This window comes from Sphingomonas sp. DC4900, assembly GCF_049896485.1.
Taxonomy (GTDB): Bacteria; Pseudomonadota; Alphaproteobacteria; order Sphingomonadales; family Sphingomonadaceae; genus Sphingomonas; species Sphingomonas aquatilis.
The window spans coordinates 83,770-104,874 of sequence record NZ_JAFCUK010000006.1 but is presented as its reverse complement, the minus strand read 5'-3'; the positions used below and the strand labels follow the sequence as shown (position 1 = coordinate 104,874).

The window sequence follows — 21,105 nt, the reverse complement described above, 5'->3', positions numbered from 1 at the left end:
GGACGGGAGAGGACTCTCATGGCCAAGCACATTCTTGCGATCGATCAGGGCACTACCTCGACGCGCGCGATCCTGTTCGACGCACAGGCGCGCCGCGTCGCGGTCGCCCAGACCGAATTCGCGCAACATTATCCGCAACCCGGCTGGGTCGAGCACGATCCGGAGGATATCTGGCGCGACGTTCTGTCCACCGCGCGCGAGGCGATCGGCGCCAGCGGCGTGGGCGCGCACGACATCGCCGGCATCGGCATCACCAACCAGCGCGAAACCGTCGTCGTCTGGGACCGCGCCACTGGCCAGCCGATCCACCGCGCCATCGTCTGGCAGGACCGTCGCACCGCCGACGTCTGCGCCGCGCTCCGCCGCGACGGCGCCGAAGATAGCGTGCGCGAGGCGACCGGCCTGTTGCTCGATCCCTATTTCTCCGCGACCAAGATCGCCTGGATCCTCGATTCCGTCCGCGGCGCGCGCGCCCGTGCCGACCGCGGCGACCTCGCCTTCGGCACGATCGACAGCTTCCTGCTCTGGCGCCTCACCGGCGGCACGACGCATGCAACCGACGTCACCAACGCCGCCCGAACATTGCTCTGGAACATCCGCACCAGCGACTGGGACCCGGAGCTGTGCCGCCTGCTCCGCGTGCCGATGGCCATCCTGCCGCAGGTCCACGACAATGCGCACATCTTCGGGGCGACGGCGCCCGACCTGTTCGGCGCGCCGATCCCGATCGCGGGTATCGCGGGCGACCAGCAGGCCGCGCTGTTCGGCCAGGCCTGCTTCACCCGCGGCATGACGAAATCCACCTACGGCACCGGCTGCTTCATGCTGCTCAATACGGGAACGGAGGCGATCCGCTCGCAGCAGCGCCTGCTCACCACCCCCGCCTACCGGCTGGACGGGCAGACGACCTTCGCGCTCGAAGGCTCGATCTTCGTCGCGGGCGCGGCGATCAAATGGCTGCGCGACGGCATCGGCGTCATCACCCACGCCCGCGATACCGACGACATGGCGACGCAGGTGCCCGACAATCACGGCGTCTACATGGTCCCCGCCTTCGTCGGTCTCGGCGCGCCGCATTGGGATGCGGAGGCGCGCGCCGCGATCTTCGGCCTGACGCTGGGCGCGACGCAGGCGCATCTCGCGCGCGCCGCGCTGGAGGCGGTCGGCTATCAGACGCTCGATCTCGTCCAGGCGATGATCGCCGACGGCGGCGGTCATCCCGCCAGCGTCCGCGTCGACGGCGGCATGGCCGCCAACGACTGGCTGTGCCGCTTCCTCGCCGATCTGCTCAACGTGCCGATCGAACGCCCCGCCGACCTCGAAACCACCGCGCGCGGCGCCGCCTTCCACGCCGGCCTCGCCACCGGCATCTGGTCGGGCCTGCCCGAACTCGAGCGCCTCTGGGCCCGCGACGCCTGTTTCGAACCCGCCATGCCCGCCGATCGCCGCGCCACGCTCGTCGCCGGCTGGCACGACGCCCTGCGCCGCACGCTGCGCCACGCGGAGTAACCTGGAGAGGATGGCGACGGCCGCCAAACCGGACCGTAGGCCCAAAAACCAAAAACCCCGCTAAGCCGTTGGCCTAGCGGGGTTTTCGATGGTGGGCGTGGCAAGGATTGAACTTGCGACCCCTGCGATGTCAACACAGTGCTCTACCACTGAGCTACACGCCCGCCGGAGGTGGGCCAATTAGCAGGTTGCTTCGGGCTGGCAAGCCCTGATTTCACGCCGCGCTCAATTTAATCCGCTGGCGCTGCCCATCTCGAACACGCGGTCCACCTCGGCGACCAGGTCGCGCAGGTGGAACGGCTTGGACAGGACGCGTGCGTTGGGCATTTCGCGCCCCGCCTTCAGCGTCACCGCGGCAAAGCCGGTGATGAACATCACGCGCAGGCCCGGCACCATCTCGGCGGCGCGGCGGGCGAGTTCGATGCCGTCCATCTCGGGCATCACGATATCGGTCAGCAGCAGGTCGAACGGCTCGGTTTCCAGCAGCGGGATCGCCGCCGTGCCGCGGTCGACCGCGGCGACGGCATAGCCCGCGCGTTCCAGCGCCCGCGTCAGATATTCGCGCATGACCTGGTCGTCTTCGGCCAGCAGGATACGGATCATCGCCTTTTCGGGTCCTTAGCGTTGCGGTCGATCCTGTATGGACCGGCAGATATGAAGATTTCCAGAGCGCCGAACGCGCGGATGGGCTAAGGCGTGCCACAGATGGACGCTTCGTTCGACCGGATCGACGGCGCACAGGCGCACAATGTGCCCCACGGCACACCCTTCGCCTCGCCGCAAAGCCCCTCCGGCATCGACACTCCGCCCGCGCCGGCCAGTCCCGTGGTCCTCTCGGTCCCGCATGCGGGTCGCGACTATCCCCCCACCTTACGCGCCGCGTTGCGCCTGCCCGAATCGGCGCTGGTGGTGCTGGAGGATCGCCACGTCGATGCCGTCGCCCGCGCCGCGCAGACGAACGAGACGATGCTGGTGCAGCGCCGCGCCCGCGCGTGGATCGACCTCAACCGCAGCGAATATGAGCGCGACCCGCGCGTCGACGACGGTGTTCGCCCGCAGGCGCAGTCCGGCCAGTCGATGAAGATCCGCAGCGGACTGGGCCTGGTGCCGCGTCGTGCGGGCGGGGCGGGCGATCTGTGGCGCGGGCGGTTCACCGGCGCCGACGTCGCGCGCCGCATTGCGGAGGATCACCGCCCCTATCACGCGACGCTCGCCGCCACGCTGGCCGCGGCACGCGCCCGCTTCGGCGTCGCAGTGCTGGTCGACATCCATTCGATGCCGACCGTCGGCCCGCACGCGCGCCTCGTCCTCGGCGATCGCTTCGGCGCGACCAGCGACGCGCGCTTCCTCGCGCGGATCGAGGGCGCGGCGGCGCAGATGGGCATCGCGACGCAGCGCAACACGCCCTATGCCGGCGCGCACATCCTGCAGACCCACGCCGCCCCGGCCCGCGGCATCCACGCCGTGCAGGTGGAGATCGACCGCGCGCTGTACCTCGACTCCCGGCTCGACGGCCTCGGCCCCGGCTTCGACCGCACCGTCGCGCTGCTGCGCAGCCTGATCGCCGCCGTCGCGGACGAGGCGCTCGCCGGCACGCCCCCCTTCGCCCTCGCCGCCGAGTAAGACGCGGGCCCATAAAAAAACCACCCCGTGCTGAAAGCACGGAGTGGCCAAGGTTCAGGGAGGAGACACACCCGAAGGTGTGCCATACGGTCTCGCGAAAGGGGGGACACGAGCGCCGTACAAGTCACAAAATAGGCGAGGCGCGATTTGGTTCAACCCCCGCAACACTTCGTGACGTTTTTTTCACCGCACCATCATGAACGTTCGTCTCAACCGCGCAGCGACGGCGCCATCCGCGCCAGTACATTATCCCGCAGAATGAGATGGTGGCGCAGCGCCCCGGCGACGTGCAGCACGACCAGCGCCACCATCACCCAGCCGAGCAGCTCGTGCGCTTCATGCCCGAAGCCTGCCGCCCCCGCACTGGCCGGCAGGCGCGGAATGTCGAACAGGCCGAACCACGTCAGCGGCCGCGCCGGCCCGTCGGTCGGCGGCGCGCTCACCATCAGCCAGCCCGTCAGCGGCATCGCCAGCATCAGCAGGTACAGCGACCAGTGCGTCGCATGCGCCAGCCCCTTTTCCCAGCCGGGCATGTGCGCGGGCAGCGGCGGCGGCCGATGCGCGATCCGCCAGCCGACGCGCGCCAGCGTCAGCACCAGCACGGTGATGCCGATCGCCTTGTGCGCCCCCATCAGCGCCCGCAGCGCCGGAATGCCGTCATGCCCGATGCCGATGATCAGATTGGCGATGATCAGCACCGCGATCGTCCAGTGAAACGCGATCGCCACGGTCGAATAGCGCGCGTCGCGAGCCCAGCCTGTCATCCGTCATGTCCTTTCGAGGTCGGAACGACAGTCCGCCGGATCGGCGACCGGGTCAAGCGGGCTGCCCCAATGCAAACGGGAGGGCGTCGCGCGATGCGACACCCGCCCGTCTGGATAATGGCGGTTCCGGCTGGCGGAACGGCCCCGGGTGTTAAACGACCGGCGCGAACTGCGGCTGCGGCATCTTGCCCTGCTGCGCCTGGCGGCCGAAGATCTCGCGCATCAGCGACAGCGAGAACAGGTGCGCGTACAGCAGCGGCAGCATGCCCGACTGGCTCATCTTGCGCAGTTGGTCACCGCGCAGCGCGGCCAGCTTTTCCTCGTTCACCATCTGGAAGCCGCGATAGACGAACGGCGGCTGCTCCTGCTCGGGCTGGATCGTAACCTCGCCTTCCATCAGCAGGTCGAGCTCGCGCAGTTCGTTCATGAACGCCTGCGTGCGCGCGCCGGCCTGTTCGAACTGTTCGGAGAAATCGAGGATCGACTTCGTCACCTGGCTCGGCTGGCCGTTTTCGAACAGCGCATCGCCCTCGTCGAACGCGCCGATCGCTTCCGACGTCGGGTCGAAGCACAGCGACAGCTCTTCGCTGTCCGGGCGCAGGCGCGCCAGCATGTACGGATAGCGGCGGACATAGGCGGGGACGTACAGGTTGTTCTCGGTCAGCTTGCCGTCGTCGCCGACGAACACGTTGACGCCCTCGTTCAGGCCCATCAGCGCCAGCGGAATGGCATCATCACCGATCGAGAAGACGATCGGCATGAAGCGCTGCACCAGCGGGAATTCGTCGGTGGTGATCGGAATGGCGTGCTGGCCGACCAGGAAGGGGGCGACATCCAGCTGGCGGACGCGCCAGGTGGCGTGCGTCTCGCTCGAGAGCGGCTCCAGGCCGTTGTAAAACAGGGGAAGCGGCGCGCTGGCCATGGGAACTCTCTCCGTCGTGGATAGTTTGCGGACCCGCAATGCCTGCGGGCCGCACGCTGGCGCGTTGCTCTATTGATCCGGCTGCCGCGGCGCAAGCGTCACAAGCTTGCCGGGGTTCAGGATTCCGAGCGGGTCCAGCCCCGCCTTCACCCCGCGCAGCGCCGCAAGGCGTGCGGGCGACGACAGCCGCTCCAGCTCGTGCAGCTTCATCTGGCCGATGCCATGTTCGGCCGCGATCGATCCCCCCGCCGCGATCACCAGATCATCGACGAAGCGCGTCACCACCGGCACGTCCTCGGCATACCAGCGCGCCGGATCGGTGCCGGGCGCCGCACGCACGTGGAAGTGGATGTTGCCGTCGCCCAGATGGCCGAAGCCGCTGGCATGCGTCCCGGGAAAGCGCGCCTCGCACGCCGCCGCCGCCTCGATCATGAAGCGCGGCATGCCCTCGACCGGCACCGAAATGTCGTGCTGCGACGCCGGCCCCAACGCCCGCTCCGAATCGGAGATCGATTCCCGGATGCGCCAGAAATCCGCCGCCTGGGCCTCGCTCGCCGCGATCGTCGCGTCCTCGATCAGTCCGTCCGCCAGCGCGTCGGCCAGCACCGCCTCGGTCAGCGCCGCACCGCGCGCGTCGGCCTGCTCGATCAGCAGGTGCCAGCGATGCGCCCCCGCCACCGGCGCCCGCGCACCCGGCACATGCGCCAGCACCGCCGCCAGCGATTCGGCGGGCAGGATCTCGAAACTCTCCAGCGCATCGGTCGCCGCCTGGAACCGGCGCAGCAGCGCCAGCGCGGCCTGCGGATCACCTGTCGCCGCCCAAGCGGTCGTACGTGTGGCGGGCAGCGGCACCAGCCGCAATGTCGCTGCGGTGACGATCCCCAGCGTCCCTTCCGCACCGACCAGCAATTGCGTCAGGTCGTAACCCCGATTGTCCTTCTTCAGTGCGGCAAGCCCGTCATGCACGCTGCCGTCCGCCATCACCGCCTCGACGCCCGCGACCAGCCCGCGCATCGACCCGAAGCGCAGCACCTGCGTGCCGCCCGCATTGGTCGAGACGAGGCCACCGACCGTCGCATTGCCCTTCGCCCCCAGCGTCAGCGGAAAGCGCCGCCCCTGCGCAAGCGCCGCATCGTGCAGATCGGACAGGATTACCCCCGCCTCGGCGACGGCGAGGCCCGCCGCCGCATCGACGCTCCGCATCCGGTTCATCCGCCGCAGCGACAGGATCAACGCCGATCCATCGGCGGGCGGCGTCGCCCCGCCGACCATCGAACTATTGCCCCCCTGCGGCACCAGCGCCACCCGATGCCGCGCCGCCGCGGCGACCACCGCCGCAACCTCGGCGGTCGAGGCCGGTGCGAGCAGCGCCGGCGCGGTGCCGCGAAACCGCTGCCGCCAGTCGACCGTCCATGGCGCGATATCGGCGGGATCGGTCACGATACCCTTCGGCCCCAGCATCGGGGCGAGATCGGCAAGCAGTGCGGATTGGGCGGGAGTCATGCGCGTCCGCTACCCCCGGACGCCCCGCCGCTCAACCATGTGCGGCCCCTGCCCGCCTTCGCCGCCGATGACTCGAAATTCATCCTCCGTTCAACGATCGCCGCTAGGAGCCGACACCGAACATGCCGACCCCTGCGTTTTCCTCCGCGCTGATCGCACCCATGCTCCTGGCCGGCACCGCGCCCGTGCTGGTTTCCGCCAGCGAGTCGCCCGATCGGCTGAACGGCGTGCAGTTCGCGCAGATGACCGTCCGCGAACGCATCATCATCCGCGTGCCGCGCATGGGCCCCGCGCGCGGTCCCGCCGCCGCGCCGCGCCTGTCGGTGCCGCAGCCGATGCAGTGGAAGGAAAAGAAGGGGCCCAAATGCATCGCCGTCGCCGACATCGGCGGTGCGCTCGTCTCCGCCCCTGACGCGGTCGACCTGGTGATGGCCGGCGGCAAGCGCCTGCGCGCGCACCTCGACGACGATTGCGGGCCCATGGATTTCTACAACGGCTTCTATCTGCGTCCTAAGGCCGACGGAAAGGTCTGCGCCGACCGCGACGTCCTACGCATGCGCTCCGGCGCCAGCTGCGGCATCGCCAAGTTCCGGACGCTGGTCGCCCGCTGATCGGGCGAGGCCCTCAGCTATCGAGCCATCCGCGCCGCAGCCACCCACCCCGTCACCCCGGCCGAAGAGCCGGGGTCCCGCTTCTTCTACCGGCGCAAGAAGCGGGATGCCGGATCAAGTCCGGCATGACGGGCTTCGTGGTTCGGCGATCCGCACGAAAACGCTGTCCTACACGCCCCGATTATGCCTATCGTCTTGCCCGCTCTTTGACACGGCGAACCCCACCCGAACCGCGTCATTGGGGAGGAAGGCGTTCCAGACATAACGTACCGTCCACTTCGTCCACTTCCGCGCCGTTTTGTCCCGCGGCGCGCCCCCCGAATCGCCCCGCTTGTCACCCCGCAAACGCCGCCGCATGATGACGCCATGCTCTTCAGCCCCTCGCCCCTGATCGCAACGCTGAGCTGGATCGTCGCTATCGCCTTGGGCGCGAAGCTCGTGGCGACGATCATCCTGCTGAGCGTCGGCAAAGGCATGCGCGATCGGCCCGGCTGGGGTGCGATGCTGTGGTGGCTGACGAAGATCACGCCGGTGATCGCCGTTCCCTGCGCCATCCTGATCGCCTGGCTGCAAGGGTTGACCGGTCCGCTCTGGCTTTTCGTAGCCCTGATGCTGTTCGTTCTCGTCGCCGTCCCCCTCAAGATACGGGGACGCCGAACCCGCATCGCCAGGCAGGCGACACACGCGCCGTCATAGCGCCCCGCCCACGCTTTCCTTGACTTTCGCGCCCAGATCGGCAAGCGCGACGCTCGGCGTGCCGCACCCGTGTGCGTCTATTTCCGGACCCTTGCATGAGCCTTTTGGCATGAGCTTCGCCGATCTCGGCCTCTCCCCCGAACTCCTGACCGCAGTCACCGACGCGGGCTACAGCGAACCCACGCCGATCCAGGCGCAGGCGATCCCCAGCGTCCTCATGATGCGCGACCTGATCGGCATCGCGCAGACCGGCACCGGCAAGACCGCCGCCTTTGTGCTGCCGATGATCGACATCCTGGCGCACGGCCGCAGCCGCGCGCGCATGCCGCGCAGCCTCATCCTCGAACCGACGCGCGAACTCGCCGCGCAGGTCGCCGAGAATTTCGAGAAGTACGGCGCCGGTCACAAGCTTTCGATGGCCCTGCTGATCGGCGGCGTGTCGATGGGCGACCAGATCAAGGCGCTGGAAAAGGGCGTCGACGTGCTGATCGCGACGCCGGGCCGGCTGATGGACCTGTTCGGCCGCGGCAATATCCTGCTGACCGGCTGCTCGATGCTCGTCATCGACGAGGCGGACCGCATGCTCGACATGGGGTTCATCCCGGACATCGAAGAAATCTGCACCAAGCTGCCCAAGCAGCGCCAGACGTTGCTGTTCTCGGCGACGATGCCGCCGCCCATCAAGAAGCTCGCGGACAAATTCCTCGACAATCCCAAGACGATCGAGGTGTCGCGGCCTGCCTCGACCAATCTCAACATCAAGCAGTATCTGGTCCCGACGGCGACCAACGCGTTCAAGAAGCGCGAGGCGCTGCGCCGCCTGCTGCGTCAGGACGAGGTCCGCACCGCGATCATCTTCGCCAACCGCAAGACGACGGTGCGCGAGCTGAACAAGAGCCTGAAGAAGCACGGCTTCCAGTCGGGCGAAATCCATGGCGACATGGAACAGCCGCAGCGGCTCGCCGAACTCGACCTGTTCAAGTCGGGCAAGATCAACATCCTCGTCGCCTCCGACGTCGCGGCGCGCGGCCTCGACATCAAGGGCGTCAGCCACGTCTTCAACTTCGACGCGCCCTGGCACCCCGACGATTACGTCCACCGCATCGGCCGTACCGGCCGCGGCGGCGCGACCGGCGTCGCCTACACGCTGATCACCAGCGAGGATGCCGAGAACATCCAGAATATCGAAAAGCTGACCGGCCAGACGATCGAGCGGCTCGACCTCGGCGACGCTCCCGAGGCGGACACGCCGGCGGCCGAGGAACCCCGCCGTCCCCGCCGCGGTCGCAAGGCGAACGACAGCGCCCCCATCGAGCAGGCGCCCGCACCGGCCCCCGCCCGCCCGGCCCGCGAGGATCGCCCGGCCCGCGAGGATCGCCGTCCCGCTGCCGCCCCAACCGCCGCGTCGCAGCCGCGCAACGACGACCGCCGCCGTCCCCGCCGCGACGATCGCTACGCCGATCGCGACCCCAATCGCGACGATGGCCCGGACGAAGGCTGGAACGGCCCGATCCCCGACTTCCTCCACGCCACGATCGCGCCCTGAGCGCATCCGGGGGCGGCCCTCATGGTGATCGAGCGGACGCCCCCGGTCGCGATCGACACGCCGTGCATCGGCGTCTGCGTGATGGAGCCGGACGGCCTGTGCCGCGGCTGCGCCCGTACGATCGACGAGATCGTCGCCTGGGGCCAGATGACACCGGACCGGCGCCGCGCGATCATGGCCACCCTGTCGGACCGGCGGCCCTGACCCTATATCGGCGACCGTTCCGCCAAAGGATGCCCGCTTGCCCCTGACGCGCCGCCATCTGTTGCAGGCCGCCCCGTTCGCCGCCGCCGTGCCATGGCTCCCCGCCTGGGCGCAGCCCGTGTCCGCCGGCATCGCCGCCCCGCTGCCGACGCTCACCGGCCCGGACGTCACGCTCCACGTCGCGCATCAGATGATGACGATCGACGGCAAGCCGCAACACGCGATCGGCATCAACGGCTCGGTGCCGGCGCCGCTGTTGCGCTTCCGCGAAGGGCAGGACGCGACGCTCACCGTCGTCAACGATCTGGACGAGGAAACCTCGATCCACTGGCACGGCCTGCTGCTGCCGTTCCAGATGGACGGCGTGCCCGGCATCAGCTTCCCCGGTATTCCGGCGCGCAGCCGCTTCACCTACCGCTTTCCGATCCGCCAGGCGGGCACCTATTGGTATCACAGCCATTCCGGCCTGCAGGAGCAGATGGGGCATTACGGCCCGATCGTCATCGATCCCGCCGGCCCCGATCCCGTTGCCAGCGACCGCGAACATGTGATCGTCCTGTCCGATCACAGCCCGCTGCACCCGCACGCCATCTTCCGCCGCCTGAAGCTGCAGGGCGGCTATTTCAATTACCAGAAGCAGACGCTCGCCGGCCTGCTCGCGGGCAAGGACCAGCCGCTCAGGGACCGTCTCGCCTGGGGCGCGATGCGGATGGACCCCACCGACGTGTCCGACGTGACGGGCAGCACCTACACCTATCTGATCAACGGCCATGGCCCCGCCGACAATTGGACCGCGCTGTTCGCGGCCGGCGAGCGGGTGCGGCTGCGCATCGTCAACGCCTCTGCGATGACGAACTTCAACCTGCGCATCCCCGGCCTGAAACTGACGATCGTGCAGTCCGATGGACTCAACGTCCGGCCCGTGACGGTCGACGAATTCCAGATCGCCGTCGCCGAAACCTATGACGTGATCGTGGAGCCGGAGGCGCAGGCCTATACGCTCGTCGCCGAAGCCTGGGACCGCTCCGGCATGGCGCGTGCCACGCTTGCCCCGCAGGTCGGCATGGTCGCGCCGGTGCCCGCGCTCCGTCCGCGCCCGCTCGCCACCATGGCCGACATGGGTATGGGCGACATGGGCATGAGCGACATGAGCGACATGAGCCACATGGACGGCATGGCCGGTATGAGCGGCATGGACCACGCCGCCACGCCCGCCGCCTGCCCGCCCGAACACGCCGCCATGGGCCATTGCAAAGCCGCAGCCCCTGCGGAGCCGATGCACCACAGCATGCGCGACTTCGCGAACGCGCCCGGCCTGCCCAGGACCCCTGCCGTGCAGACGGTCGCCCCCATGCCGGTGGACCGCACCGACGAACCGCCACAGGGCCTCGCCGACGTTGGCCACCGGGTGCTCGTCTACCGCGATCTCGTTGCATTGGATCGCAATCCGGACGTTCGCGCGCCGTCGCGCCAGCTCACCATCCACCTCACCGGCAATATGGAACGCTATATGTGGGCGTTCGACGGGGTGAAGCTGAACGCCGTCACCGCGCCCATCCCCTTCCGTGCCGGCGAGCGGGTGCGCGTTCGCCTCGTCAACGACACGATGATGGCGCATCCGATCCATCTGCACGGCCATTTCTTCGAACTGGTGACGGGCCATGGCGACCACGCGCCGCGCAAGCACACCGTCAACGTCGCCCCCGGCGGCACCGTCACCTTCGACCTGACCGCGGACGCGATCGGCGACTGGGCGTTCCACTGCCACCTGCTCTACCACATGCATGCCGGCATGATGCAGGTCGTGACGGTGCGCGCGGAGGATGCCGCATGAGGGCGACGCTGGCGATCCTTGCCCTGCTCCCCGCGCCGGCGATGGCGCAGATGCACCATATGGACGGCATGAGCATGCCCGGCATGACCATGCCCGCCGCGCCGAAGCCTGCCGCCAAGACCAAACCAAAGGCCAAGCCGAAGCCTAAACCTCCTGCCCGCTCCCCGGTACGGCCGCAAAGCCACGCGCACCCCGGCGCAAATCCCGTAATGGCCATGCCAGCGGCGCCCGTTGCAACCGATCCGAACTGTCCACCCGACCATGCGGCGATGGGCCATTGCACGCCTGCGGCATCCGCTGCTCCCAAAGCTGCAATGCCGGCCATGCCGCACGACATGCCCCAAGACATGCCAATGCATGCGATGCCGGGCATGCACGACATGCCAGCGGCGGCCGCCACCAAAAGCGGAACCGATTTGCCCGCCGGTAACGCCCCGCCGCCCCCACCCCCGACCACCCGCGCCGCCGATCGGTTCTACGACCCCGCCGCCATGGCTGTCGCCGATCGTACGATGCGCGCCGAGCATGGCGGCATGCGGTTCTCCCAGATCCTCTTCAACCTTGCCGAAGTACAGGTCCGCCGCGGGGGCGACGGCTATCGCTGGGACGGCGAAGGCTGGTTCGGCGGCGATATCGACCGCGTCGTGGTGAAGAGCGAAGGCGAAGGTACGTTCGGCCGATCGATCGAGCAAGCCGAGGTGCAGGCGCTCTACGCCCATGCCATCGGCCCCTATTTCAACCTGTTGGCCGGCGCCCGGCAGGATCTCGGGCCGAACGGCGGCCGCACGCATGCCGCGATCGGCGTAGAGGGTCTCGCGCCCTATTGGTTCGACGTCGAGGCGACGCTGTTCGCCTCCGACAAGGGCGTCCGCGCCCGCGGGTCGGCATGGTATGACCAGCGCCTGACCCAGCGCGTGATCCTGCAACCGCGCGTAGAGGTGAACCTTGCCGCACAGGACGAACCCGACGCCCGCATCGGTGCCGGCCTGTCCAGCGTCGAGGCGGGGCTTCGCCTCCGCTACGAAATCGCCCGCGAATTCGCGCCCTATGTCGGGATCAATTGGGAACGCCGCTACGGCGCTACCGCGCGCTATGCCCGCGCCGATGGCGAGGGCAGCGGCGGCGTGTCACTTGCGCTCGGCATCCGCGGCTGGTTCTGACGCCAGCGCGCGCTGTAATCGCCGGACGCTCTGCGTCAGTGCCCGCAATTCGTCGATGCTAAGGCCCGTCTTCGCAAACACCGCCTCCGCCAGGCATGTCGCCTCGCTGCGCAGCCCCTGCCCCGCCTCGGTCAGCACCACCCGCACCTGCCGCTCGTCCTTTGTATCCCGCGCCCGCCGCACCAGCCCGCTCGCCTCTAGACGCTTCACCAGCGGCGTGATCGTGCTGGATTCCAGCGACAGGCGTTCGGCGATCGCGCCGATCGTCCGCCCGTCCTCTTCCCACAAGGCGTGCAGCACCAGATATTGCGGGTAGGTGATGCCGATCCGGTCGAGCATCGGCTTGTACACGCGCGTCATCGCGATCGACGCGCCGTACAGCGAGAAGCACAATTGCTCGTCCAGCGACAGCGGATGGGACGGCGGCATGGTCATCGACAGGTCGTACACGCTTTTACTCCAATGCGGAACGCCACTGGACAAATCAGTATCGCGATATACATTGTCGCAATAACAGTTTCTGCAAGGAGCATGCATCATGTCCGTCGACGTCAAATACGCCACCCGCGCCACCGCCACCGGCGGCCGCGAAGGGAATGCCCGCAGCGAGGACGGCCGCTTCGAAGCCAAATTGTCGACGCCCAAGGAACTGGGCGGCGCGGGTGGCGACGGCACAAACCCCGAACAATTGTTCGCCGCGGGTTATTCCGCCTGCTTCATCGGCGCGTTGAAAGCCGCCGGCCAACAGCTGAAGGTAAAGGTGCCCGAGGCTACCACCGTGACCGCGACCGTGGGCATCGGCCCGCGGGATGCCGGCGGGTTCGGCATCACCGCCGATCTGCTCGTCGACCTGCCTGGCCTGGAGCGCGATCAGGCGCAGCAGCTGGTCGATGCCGCGCATCAGATTTGCCCCTATTCGAACGCGACCCGCGGCAACGTCGACGTCGGCCTGACGCTCGCCTGATCCGCAATAGGCTTAGAACAGCGGGGCGTTGCCGATCGCGGCAGCGCCCCGCTGTCGTTTCGGGGGCGTCCGACATTATCCGCCCCCCCACGCAACCGCTGCGAAAACCGATCGTTCGAGGGAGCCCCTTTCCAAAGACTTCCCTGACCTTCGGAGACATTCCATGACCCTCGACGGCAAGACGATCGCCATTCTCATCGCCCCCCGCGGCACCGAGGAACCCGAATTCGCGCAGCCCAAGGATGCCGTCGAACAGGCCGGTGGCAAGGTCGTCGTCATCAGCCTGGAAACGGGCGAGGCGCAGACGGTGAACAACGACCTCGACCCCGGCAAGACCTTCACGGTCGACAAGGCGATCGGCGACGTGTCCGCGGATCAGTTCGACGGCCTCGTCATCCCCGGCGGCAGCGTCGGCGCCGACAAGCTGCGCGCCTCGAAGGAGGTCGTCGCCTTCGTCCACGCCTTTTTCGAAGCCGGCAAGCCCGTCGCCGCGATCTGCCACGCGCCCTGGACCCTGGTCGAGGCGGATGTATTGAAGGGCCGCACGCTCACGTCCTTCCCCAGCCTGCAGACCGACATCCGCAATGCGGGCGGCAATTGGGTCGATCAGGAGGTGGTCGTCGACAAGGGCCTCGTCACCAGCCGCAACCCCGATGACCTTCCCGCTTTCTGCGCAAAGCTGATCGAGGAAGTCGCCGAAGGTCGCCACGCCGAGCAGGCCGCGAGCGCGTGAACAGCAATCGGTTCGCCGGCAAGGTCGTCGTCATCACCGGTGCCGCCTCGGGCATCGGTGAGGGCGCGGCGCGGCGCTTTGCTGCGGAGGGCGCGCACCTCGTGCTCGGCGACAAGGACGCGGCGGGCCTCAAGCGCCTCGCCGCGGAACTGGGCGATACGGTCGAGACGTTGGAGGTGGACGTCAGCCGCATGGCCGATTGCGAGGCGCTGGTCGACCTTGCCGTCAGCCGCTTCGACGGCATCGACGTGCTGGTCAACGACGCCGGTATCGACCATCTCGGCAAGCTCGACGAGGGCGATTTCGGCGCCTTTTCCAAGGTGATCGAAACCGATTTGTACGGCGTCGTCCAGATGAGCCGCGCCGCGATCGCGCATCTGCGCGCGGCCAAGGGCTGCATCGTCAACATCTCTTCGGTGTCGGGTCTTGGCGGCGACTGGAACCACAGCTTCTATTGCGCGGCCAAGGGTGCGGTTACTAACTTCACCCGCGCATTGGCGATGGACGAAGCGAAGGTGGGCGTGCGCGTGAATGCGGTCAACCCGTCGCTCACCTATACCGCGCTGACCGCGGGCATGAAGGAACAGCCCGACCTCATCGCCAAGTTCGAGGAGCGCATCCCGATCGGCCGCGGCGCGGACCCTGCTGACATCGCCGGGGCCATCGCCTTTTTGGCGAGCGAGGATGCGCACTATATTACCGGTGTGAACCTGCCCGTCGACGGTGGCCTCTCGGCCTCCAACGGACAGCCGCCGCTTAGCTGAGGAGCCGACCATGGCCGATTACCGCAAGACCGACGAAGCGATCGCGAAGCTGACGCCCGAACAATATTATGTGACGCAGGAAAGCGGCACGGAACGCCCCGGTACGGGCGAATATCTCGGCAACAAGGCCGCGGGCATCTACGTCGATATCGTCTCGGGCGAACCGCTGTTCGCCTCGACCGACAAATATGAATCGCATTGCGGCTGGCCGAGCTTCACCAAGCCGATCGAGCCCGCCAATGTCGAGGAACTGCACGATCGCAGCCACGGCATGGTGCGCACCGAAGTGCGTTCGAAGCATGGCGACAGCCACCTGGGCCATGTCTTCCCCGACGGTCCGCGCGATCGCGGCGGGCTGCGCTATTGCATCAACTCCGCTTCGCTGCGCTTCGTGCCCCGCGATGCGATGGAAGCAGAAGGCTACGGCGCCTATCTGGATCAGGTCGAAGACGTCGGCTGATCCGACGCATGTCATGAAGATCACGCGGTAAATTCCGCACGGTTAACGCCTCTTTATCCCCTTTCCGGCCAAGGCTTGGCCAAGGGAATGGATCAAAGAGGGGCAGAATCGATGCGGAAGTGGGTATATCTGGCAGCGGCGGCGTCGTGTTTGGGCGCCGTCGTGCCAGCCGGCGCGCAGGGCCTGCGCGGCGTTGTACCGTCGGGGAAGCAGGCCGAAGCGGAAAAGGCCCGTGCCGAAGCCGAATCGAAGAATACTGCCGATATCGTTGTGACCGCCACGCGCCGCTCGCAGCGCCTGTCGAACGTGCCGATCGCCGTCAGTGCCTACAGCACCGCAGCACTCCAGAATTCGGGCGCGACCGATATCCGCCAGATGGCGCAGCTGGCGCCGTCGCTGATCGTCTCGTCCACCGGATCGGAAGCCAATGCGACCGCGCGCCTGCGCGGCATCGGCACCGTCGGCGACAACCCCGGCCTCGAAAGCTCGGTCGCCGTGTTCATCGACGGCGTCTATCGCAGCCGCACCGGCTCGGGCCTCAACGACCGGGGCGAAGTCGAGCGCATCGAGGTGCTGCGCGGGCCGCAGGGCACGCTGTCGGGCCGCAACTCGTCGGCGGGTGCGATCAGCATCTACACCAAATATCCCGAATTCAAGTTCGGCGGCTATGCCGAAGCGAGCTACGGGAATTACGACGCCGTCCGCTTGGCCGGCGCGCTGACCGGCCCGATCATCGCCGACACGCTCGCCTTCCGCATCGACGGCGTCTACGGCAAGCGCGACGGCTTCCTGCACGATGTCATCAACAACACCGACTTCAACAACCGCAATCGCTATTTCGTCCGCGGCCAGCTGTTCTGGAAGCCGTCGCCCGACTTTTCGGTCCGCCTGATCGGCGATTACACGCACCGCGACGAAAAGTGCTGCGGCGCCGTCTACATCGACACGCGCGAAAAGTTCGATCCGACGCCGGGCGTGCCGGGCGACTTCTCGATCGCGTCGCAGAACCGCATCGTCTCGATCCTGCAGAGCCTGGGCGGCGTGCTGCCCAGCATGGGCAATCCCTACAACCGCCAGATCGCCCAGACCAAGGGCCAGGCCTATTCGAACGTCACCACTGACGGCGGCGTGTCGGCGCGCATCGGCTGGACGCTGGGCAACGTGCAGCTCATCTCGATCAGCGCCTATCGCGAATACAAGGCCGGCGGCGCGGGCGACATGGACTATGGCAACGTCGACATCGTCTACCGCCCCAACGACGGCAACGCCTATCGCCAATTCAAGACCTTCACGCAGGAAACCCGCCTCAGCGGCGGCCTGTTCAACAACCGGCTCGACTGGCTGGTCGGTGGCTATTACGCGCACGAGGACCTCGACGTCGTCGACAATCTGCGCTTCGGCTCGCAATATGGCGCCTTCGCCGCATGCCGCGCCGTCGCCACGGTGAACCCGGCTGCCGCTTTGCGCGATCCGACCGCGAGCGGCTGCCTCAGCGCTGCCGGCCGCGCCGTGCTGACCCCCGCGGTCGGCCAGGCGGTGATCAGCGGCATCGATCGCCTCAGCACCGTCAACAACGTCGGTAGCGTGCGCGACCTGTATCACCAGACGAGCAGCAACTACGCCTTCTTCACGCACAACATCTTCAAGATCACCGATACGCTCAGCATCACCGGCGGCCTGCGCTACACGAACGAGCACAAGCGCCTGGACGCGAGCTTCAACAACAACAACACCGTCTGCCCGGCGCAGCAGGCCGCGCTCAGCCCGCTGCTGGCCAGTGCGGCGGTGCCCGCGGCGCTCAAGCCACTGATCGGCGGCATCATCACGCTCACCTGCACCGGCAATTCGACGTCGGCGCTGACCGGCGTGCCGATCAAGGACAAGATCGCAGAGGGTCAGTTCACCGGCACCGGCGTCGTGTCGTGGAAGCCCGCGCCCAGCACCTTGCTGTACGCGTCCTACGCCCGCGGCTACAAGGCGGGCGGCTTCAACCTCGACAAGTCGGATCTGTCGGCCACCGTCTTCGCCACGCCGACCGCGGCGGCCGCTTCGAACCTGCGCTTCGATCCCGAGACGGTGCAGGCGTTCGAAATCGGCATCAAATATGCGACGCCGAAGTTCACCGCGAACCTCGCGGGCTTCCGTTCGGCGTTCAAGAACTTCCAGCTGAACACCTTCAACGGCACCAACTATATCGTTCAGAATATCGGGTCGTGCAGCACCGGCCTGAACGGTGCCGACCGTGACAATTCCTCGACCACCGGCGCCTGCACGGGCAAGGTGCGCTCGGGCGTCATCACGCAGGGCTTCGAACTGGAGGCCGGCGCCTATCCGACCGAGGATCTGACCTTCAACCTCGGCTACACCTATGCGCACACGCAATATCGCAACAACCTGGTCGGCAGCGATGCGGGCGAGGCGCTGAACGCCGCGCTGTTCCTACTGCCGGGGGCGCAGATGTCGAACGCGCCGCGCCACACCGTCACCAGCTCGGCGTCGTGGACGCCGCCGATCGGCGACAATGGCATGCACGCGCTGTTCTACGTCGATAGCCGCCTGACCAGCGACTATAACACCGGGTCGGACCTGTTCCTGGAAAAGCGGCAGGACGGTTTCTTCCTGGTCAACGCACGCATCGGCATCCGCGGCCGCGACCAGCGCTGGGCACTGGAATTCTGGGGGCAGAACGTCCTCAACACCAATTACCAGCAGGTCGCCTTCGCCGCCCCCTTCCAGGGTGCGGGCAGCGCGTCGCAGGTCGCCGCCTTCGGCTCGCCCGACTTTGCGACGGGCAATGCGATCTTCTCGTCGTACCTCGCCGAACCGCGTACCTATGGCGTGACGCTGCGCTCGCGCTTCTGAACGCCCTTCCACTGATCCGGGACCCGTGGACATTATGAAGATACCGCGCAAGCTGGGCCTGTCGTTCCTCACCATCATCGCGACTGCAGCGGTCGTGATGATGGTGCTCTTCGGCACGATCATGCTGATCAGGCAGTCGACGGATCGGAACAACTTTGCCCAGACCATCTATGCCAAGGCCTTGACGCTGGAGACGGCGATCCTGCGCCAGAACAGCCAGTTCCGCGGCTTTCTGGTGACGGGCGACGTCACCTACCTCAAGTCATACGAGGAAGCGCGCAAGGAGTTCGACGGAACCGCCGCCGAACTGGACACGCTGCTGACCGATCCGGTCAAGCTGCGCCAGCTCGACACGGCCCGTCGCGAAACGCTGAAATGGCGCCGTAACTGGGGCGACCGGCTGATCCGCTGGGTGAAGGCCGGCCGCCGCGACGAAGCGCAGCAGGCGGTGCGGGACGCGGGACCTGCGGTGCTCGTCAGCAAGATCGCCCTCCCCCTGCGCGATCTGCGCGCCGCGGAAACGCAGGACATCGAGTCTGCCGCGGCCAGCCAGGAAAAGGCGATCCTGACCGCACTGATCGCGCTGGCCATCGGCGGCATCGCGCTGATCGGTGTGGCAATCACCTTGTCCGTCCTGCTCAGCCGCCAGATCGCGCGGCCGATCACGCTGCTGACCGATGCGATGGCGCAACTCGCCAGCGGACGGCATGACATCGTGGTCGAGGCGGACCGCACCGACGAACTGGGCGACATGGCGCGCGCGGTCGCCGTGTTCCGCGACACCGCCGCGGCCAAGGTGGCCGACGATGCCGACCGCGAGGCGGCGATGACCGCGATCGGCGGCGGCCTGCATCGCCTGTCGGATGCGGACCTCACCGTGCGCATCGCCGACGTACCGCAGGCATTCCGCCTGCTGTCGGACGATTTCAACACCGCCACCGCCAGCCTGTCGCGCGTGCTGGGCGAGGTGCGCGGCAGCGTGCAGTCGATCAAGCACAATTCGGGCGAGATCAACCAGGCTGCGCTCGATCTGGCGCAGCGGACCGAACAGGAAGCCGCCGCCTTGCAGGAATCAGCTGCGGCCCTCGACGAGGTGACGAAGTCGATCCGTGAGGGCGCGGGTGCGGCGATCGGTGCCAGCTCCGCCATGGCGCAGGCCCGCACGGAGGCCGAACGCGGCGGCACGATCGTGCGGCAGGCGATCGACGCGATGCAGGGCATCGAACAGGCCAGCAACGAGATCGCGGCCATCATCAGCCTGATCGACGGCATCGCGTTCCAGACCAATCTTCTGGCGCTCAATGCCGGTGTCGAGGCGGCGCGCGCGGGTGAAGCCGGCAAGGGCTTCGCGGTCGTCGCGTCCGAAGTCCGTGCGCTTGCCCAGCGCTCGGCGGATGCCGCGACAGAGGTGAAGACGAAGGTGACGTCTGCCTCCACCCATATCCGCGCCGGTGTCGATCTGGTCGACCAGACCGGACAGGCATTGTCGCGGATCATCGACAGCGTCGGTGCGGTCAGCGGTTCGATCGACTCGATCGCGCAATCGTCCGATCATCAGGCAAAGAGCCTGGGCCAGATCAACGTTGCGATCGGCGAGATGGACCAGATGACGCAGGAGAACGCCGCGATGGTCGAACAGACCTCCGCCGCAGCGCGCCAGCTGGTGGCGGAAGCGCAGCAGCTCGCCGCATCGGTCGCGACCTTCGAGATCGACGGTCAGCCCCCTGCCCCCGCTCCCGCCCCTGCCGATTACCGGCCGGCACGATCCCGTCCCGCGGCCGCGGCTGCGCGTCCGGCCCCCATTCCCACGCCGCGCCGCGTCGCGAATGGCGACTGGGACGCGTTTTGATCGCAATGGCCGTGCGCCCCGGGCCCATGCACGGGGCGCCATTCCCCGACACGAACGATGACATCGGTCCGGGCCCGCTCGCCCGGCAGGCGATGGCCGTCCGCGAGATGGGATCGCCGTTCGTCGCCGCGGTGCTCGCCGCGGGAGAGCGTCAGCTGTACCGCGCGCCACGCACCGCCGCGTTGATCGCCGACTGGCCGCGCGATGTCGCCGCCGACGCGCTGGCGATGCGGTTCAACGCCGCGCTGCATGCGCTGGCGCGCGCCGGCCACCTCACGGCCCTCACCGACCTGTACCGGCGGCTGGACGGCGATTTCGATGCCGTCATCGGCGCGGCGATGCACGCCGCCGATGCGCATATCGCCGAATGGATGCGCACGCCGCCGCAGACCAACGAAGTCGGACGCACCGCCGCGATCATGGCGGCGCTGATGACGCTGCGCAGCCGGTTCGACATGCCGTGCGAGTTGCGCGAACTCGGTGCCAGCGCCGGACTGAACCTCAATCTCGATCGCTATGCCTATGATCTGGGCGGCCATGTCGCCGGCGATCCGGCGTCGTCCGTCCGCGTCGCGCCCGCATGGCATGGTGCAGCGCCCGTCATCCGTCCCATCGCCGTGAAGTCCGCGCGCGGCGTCGATCTCAGCCCCCTCGACGTGACCGATGGCGCCGCCTGCGAACGGCTGATGGCCTTCATCTGGGCGGACGAATCCGACCGCGCCGAACGTCTGGCGCAGGCACTGCGCATCGCACGCGCACACCCGCCCGTCGTCGATACGGGCGACATCACCCGGTGGCTGCCGACGATGCTCGCCGCCCCGCAGGCCGCCGGCGTCTGCCGCACGATCGTTCATTCGATGGCGCTGCAATATCTCGACGCCAACGGCCATGCCGCCGTGGAGCGGGCCTTTGCCGAGGCGGGCGCGCGGGCCGATGTCGATCGCCCGCTGGCCCGGATCGGGTTCGAATGGACCGAGGCGCGCGACGCAGTCCATCTGTGTCTGACGACCTGGCCCGACGGGGTGACCCGTCATCTTGCCACCTGCCACGCTTATGGTGCGTGGATCGACTGGCACGACATAGCGGCCTGACGGCCCCTTT

At 67.8% G+C, this 21,105-nt stretch carries 20 protein-coding genes and 1 tRNA gene; 15 read left to right on the top strand and 6 right to left on the bottom strand.

The features are described from left to right. Positions 1 to 18 precede the first annotated feature (18 nt). Positions 19 to 1,509 (top strand): glycerol kinase GlpK, encoded by a 1,491-nt coding sequence (glpK, locus tag ACP690_RS09145; protein WP_426260899.1) that lies wholly within the window; start codon positions 19 to 21, stop codon positions 1,507 to 1,509. Between the two features lie 89 nt (positions 1,510 to 1,598). Here the strand turns inward: glpK and ACP690_RS09140 are convergent. Together ACP690_RS09140 and cpdR are read right to left on the bottom strand one after the other, a co-directional pair. Continuing rightward, a tRNA-Val gene (locus ACP690_RS09140) sits at positions 1,599 to 1,673 on the bottom strand. Positions 1,674 to 1,734: 61 nt separating this feature from the next. Continuing rightward, on the bottom strand, positions 1,735 to 2,112 hold the full coding sequence (gene cpdR / locus ACP690_RS09135; RefSeq protein ID WP_017979742.1) for a cell cycle two-component system response regulator CpdR: 378 nt from the start codon (positions 2,110 to 2,112) through the stop codon (positions 1,735 to 1,737). 102 nt (positions 2,113 to 2,214) lie between these two features. On the opposite strand from cpdR, the gene ACP690_RS09130 reads away from it, so the two are divergent. Beyond that, entirely contained in the window at positions 2,215 to 3,132 is a 918-nt protein-coding gene (locus ACP690_RS09130; RefSeq protein WP_426260898.1) for an N-formylglutamate amidohydrolase, read from the top strand. 209 nt (positions 3,133 to 3,341) lie between these two features. On the opposite strand, the gene ACP690_RS09125 is transcribed toward ACP690_RS09130, so the two are convergent. The 3 genes from ACP690_RS09125 to ACP690_RS09115 form a co-directional block, all read right to left on the bottom strand. After that, complete coding sequence (locus tag ACP690_RS09125) at positions 3,342 to 3,896, bottom strand: cytochrome b (RefSeq protein WP_426260897.1); 555 nt, start codon at positions 3,894 to 3,896, stop codon at positions 3,342 to 3,344. A gap of 151 nt (positions 3,897 to 4,047) precedes the next feature. Then, on the bottom strand, positions 4,048 to 4,818 hold the full coding sequence (locus ACP690_RS09120) for a SapC family protein (protein WP_426260896.1): 771 nt from the start codon (positions 4,816 to 4,818) through the stop codon (positions 4,048 to 4,050). Between the two features lie 69 nt (positions 4,819 to 4,887). After that, a complete protein-coding gene (locus ACP690_RS09115) occupies positions 4,888 to 6,321 on the bottom strand; it encodes an FAD-binding oxidoreductase (RefSeq protein ID WP_426260895.1) in 1,434 nt (477 codons plus the stop codon). A 122-nt stretch (positions 6,322 to 6,443) separates the two neighbouring features. On the opposite strand from ACP690_RS09115, the gene ACP690_RS09110 reads away from it, so the two are divergent. The 6 genes from ACP690_RS09110 (at position 6,444) to ACP690_RS09085 (ending at position 12,372) form a co-directional block, all read left to right on the top strand. After that, a complete protein-coding gene (locus ACP690_RS09110) occupies positions 6,444 to 6,932 on the top strand; it encodes a hypothetical protein (RefSeq protein WP_426260894.1) in 489 nt (162 codons plus the stop codon). A gap of 366 nt (positions 6,933 to 7,298) precedes the next feature. After that, entirely contained in the window at positions 7,299 to 7,628 is a 330-nt protein-coding gene (locus ACP690_RS09105; RefSeq protein ID WP_426260893.1) for a hypothetical protein, read from the top strand. A 109-nt stretch (positions 7,629 to 7,737) separates the two neighbouring features. Beyond that, the gene (locus tag ACP690_RS09100; RefSeq protein ID WP_426260892.1) at positions 7,738 to 9,174 is read left to right on the top strand and encodes a DEAD/DEAH box helicase; all 1,437 of its coding nucleotides are present in this window, start codon (positions 7,738 to 7,740) and stop codon (positions 9,172 to 9,174) included. 21 nt (positions 9,175 to 9,195) lie between these two features. Then, on the top strand, positions 9,196 to 9,378 hold the full coding sequence (locus tag ACP690_RS09095; protein WP_017979751.1) for a DUF1289 domain-containing protein: 183 nt from the start codon (positions 9,196 to 9,198) through the stop codon (positions 9,376 to 9,378). A gap of 37 nt (positions 9,379 to 9,415) precedes the next feature. After that, positions 9,416 to 11,212: a copper resistance system multicopper oxidase gene (locus ACP690_RS09090; RefSeq protein ID WP_426260891.1), complete on the top strand. Its 1,797-nt coding sequence runs from the start codon at positions 9,416 to 9,418 to the stop codon at positions 11,210 to 11,212. Continuing rightward, on the top strand, positions 11,209 to 12,372 hold the full coding sequence (locus ACP690_RS09085) for a copper resistance protein B (RefSeq protein ID WP_426260890.1): 1,164 nt from the start codon (positions 11,209 to 11,211) through the stop codon (positions 12,370 to 12,372). Before ACP690_RS09090 ends, ACP690_RS09085 begins: the two co-directional genes overlap by 4 nt. Here ACP690_RS09085 and ACP690_RS09080 read toward each other — a convergent pair. Then, entirely contained in the window at positions 12,340 to 12,801 is a 462-nt protein-coding gene (locus ACP690_RS09080; protein ID WP_426260959.1) for a MarR family winged helix-turn-helix transcriptional regulator, read from the bottom strand. The genes ACP690_RS09085 and ACP690_RS09080 overlap by 33 nt on opposite strands. A 109-nt stretch (positions 12,802 to 12,910) precedes the next feature. Between ACP690_RS09080 and ACP690_RS09075 the strand changes: the two genes are divergently transcribed. The 7 genes from ACP690_RS09075 to ACP690_RS09045 all read left to right on the top strand — a co-directional run bounded on the left by ACP690_RS09075 (position 12,911) and on the right by ACP690_RS09045 (position 21,095). Further along, entirely contained in the window at positions 12,911 to 13,336 is a 426-nt protein-coding gene (locus ACP690_RS09075) for an organic hydroperoxide resistance protein (protein ID WP_043059170.1), read from the top strand. A gap of 163 nt (positions 13,337 to 13,499) precedes the next feature. Continuing rightward, on the top strand, positions 13,500 to 14,069 hold the full coding sequence (locus tag ACP690_RS09070) for a type 1 glutamine amidotransferase domain-containing protein (RefSeq protein WP_426260889.1): 570 nt from the start codon (positions 13,500 to 13,502) through the stop codon (positions 14,067 to 14,069). Next, entirely contained in the window at positions 14,066 to 14,833 is a 768-nt protein-coding gene (locus tag ACP690_RS09065; protein WP_426260888.1) for an SDR family NAD(P)-dependent oxidoreductase, read from the top strand. Before ACP690_RS09070 ends, ACP690_RS09065 begins: the two co-directional genes overlap by 4 nt. 10 nt (positions 14,834 to 14,843) lie before the next feature. Continuing rightward, positions 14,844 to 15,293, top strand: coding sequence for a peptide-methionine (R)-S-oxide reductase MsrB (gene msrB, locus ACP690_RS09060; protein WP_017979758.1), 450 nt, complete (start codon positions 14,844 to 14,846; stop codon positions 15,291 to 15,293). A 111-nt stretch (positions 15,294 to 15,404) separates the two neighbouring features. Further along, the gene (locus ACP690_RS09055) at positions 15,405 to 18,155 is read left to right on the top strand and encodes a TonB-dependent receptor (RefSeq protein ID WP_426260887.1); all 2,751 of its coding nucleotides are present in this window, start codon (positions 15,405 to 15,407) and stop codon (positions 18,153 to 18,155) included. A gap of 34 nt (positions 18,156 to 18,189) precedes the next feature. Continuing rightward, complete coding sequence (locus ACP690_RS09050) at positions 18,190 to 20,004, top strand: methyl-accepting chemotaxis protein (protein ID WP_426260886.1); 1,815 nt, start codon at positions 18,190 to 18,192, stop codon at positions 20,002 to 20,004. A gap of 26 nt (positions 20,005 to 20,030) precedes the next feature. Continuing rightward, a complete protein-coding gene (locus tag ACP690_RS09045; protein WP_426260885.1) occupies positions 20,031 to 21,095 on the top strand; it encodes a DUF2332 domain-containing protein in 1,065 nt (354 codons plus the stop codon). The last annotated feature ends 10 nt before the right edge of the window (positions 21,096 to 21,105 follow it).

What these genes read in the sequence shown, in the direction of transcription:
- ACP690_RS09070 (WP_426260889.1), top strand. Translation starts at nt 13,500, where the DNA reads ATGACCCTCGACGGCAAGACGATCGCCATTCTCATCGCCCCCCGCGGC.
- glpK (WP_426260899.1), top strand. Translation starts at nt 19, where the DNA reads ATGGCCAAGCACATTCTTGCGATCGATCAGGGCACTACCTCGACGCGC.
- ACP690_RS09100 (WP_426260892.1), top strand. Translation starts at nt 7,738, where the DNA reads ATGAGCTTCGCCGATCTCGGCCTCTCCCCCGAACTCCTGACCGCAGTC.
- ACP690_RS09080 (WP_426260959.1), bottom strand. Translation starts at nt 12,801, where the DNA reads ATGCCGCCGTCCCATCCGCTGTCGCTGGACGAGCAATTGTGCTTCTCG.
- ACP690_RS09055 (WP_426260887.1), top strand. Translation starts at nt 15,405, where the DNA reads ATGCGGAAGTGGGTATATCTGGCAGCGGCGGCGTCGTGTTTGGGCGCC.
- msrB (WP_017979758.1), top strand. Translation starts at nt 14,844, where the DNA reads ATGGCCGATTACCGCAAGACCGACGAAGCGATCGCGAAGCTGACGCCC.
- ACP690_RS09045 (WP_426260885.1), top strand. Translation starts at nt 20,031, where the DNA reads ATGCACGGGGCGCCATTCCCCGACACGAACGATGACATCGGTCCGGGC.
- ACP690_RS09050 (WP_426260886.1), top strand. Translation starts at nt 18,190, where the DNA reads ATGAAGATACCGCGCAAGCTGGGCCTGTCGTTCCTCACCATCATCGCG.
- ACP690_RS09075 (WP_043059170.1), top strand. Translation starts at nt 12,911, where the DNA reads ATGTCCGTCGACGTCAAATACGCCACCCGCGCCACCGCCACCGGCGGC.
- ACP690_RS09115 (WP_426260895.1), bottom strand. Translation starts at nt 6,321, where the DNA reads ATGACTCCCGCCCAATCCGCACTGCTTGCCGATCTCGCCCCGATGCTG.
- ACP690_RS09105 (WP_426260893.1), top strand. Translation starts at nt 7,299, where the DNA reads ATGCTCTTCAGCCCCTCGCCCCTGATCGCAACGCTGAGCTGGATCGTC.
- cpdR (WP_017979742.1), bottom strand. Translation starts at nt 2,112, where the DNA reads ATGATCCGTATCCTGCTGGCCGAAGACGACCAGGTCATGCGCGAATAT.
- ACP690_RS09095 (WP_017979751.1), top strand. Translation starts at nt 9,196, where the DNA reads ATGGTGATCGAGCGGACGCCCCCGGTCGCGATCGACACGCCGTGCATC.
- ACP690_RS09125 (WP_426260897.1), bottom strand. Translation starts at nt 3,896, where the DNA reads ATGACAGGCTGGGCTCGCGACGCGCGCTATTCGACCGTGGCGATCGCG.
- ACP690_RS09120 (WP_426260896.1), bottom strand. Translation starts at nt 4,818, where the DNA reads ATGGCCAGCGCGCCGCTTCCCCTGTTTTACAACGGCCTGGAGCCGCTC.
- ACP690_RS09110 (WP_426260894.1), top strand. Translation starts at nt 6,444, where the DNA reads ATGCCGACCCCTGCGTTTTCCTCCGCGCTGATCGCACCCATGCTCCTG.
- ACP690_RS09130 (WP_426260898.1), top strand. Translation starts at nt 2,215, where the DNA reads ATGGACGCTTCGTTCGACCGGATCGACGGCGCACAGGCGCACAATGTG.
- ACP690_RS09085 (WP_426260890.1), top strand. Translation starts at nt 11,209, where the DNA reads ATGAGGGCGACGCTGGCGATCCTTGCCCTGCTCCCCGCGCCGGCGATG.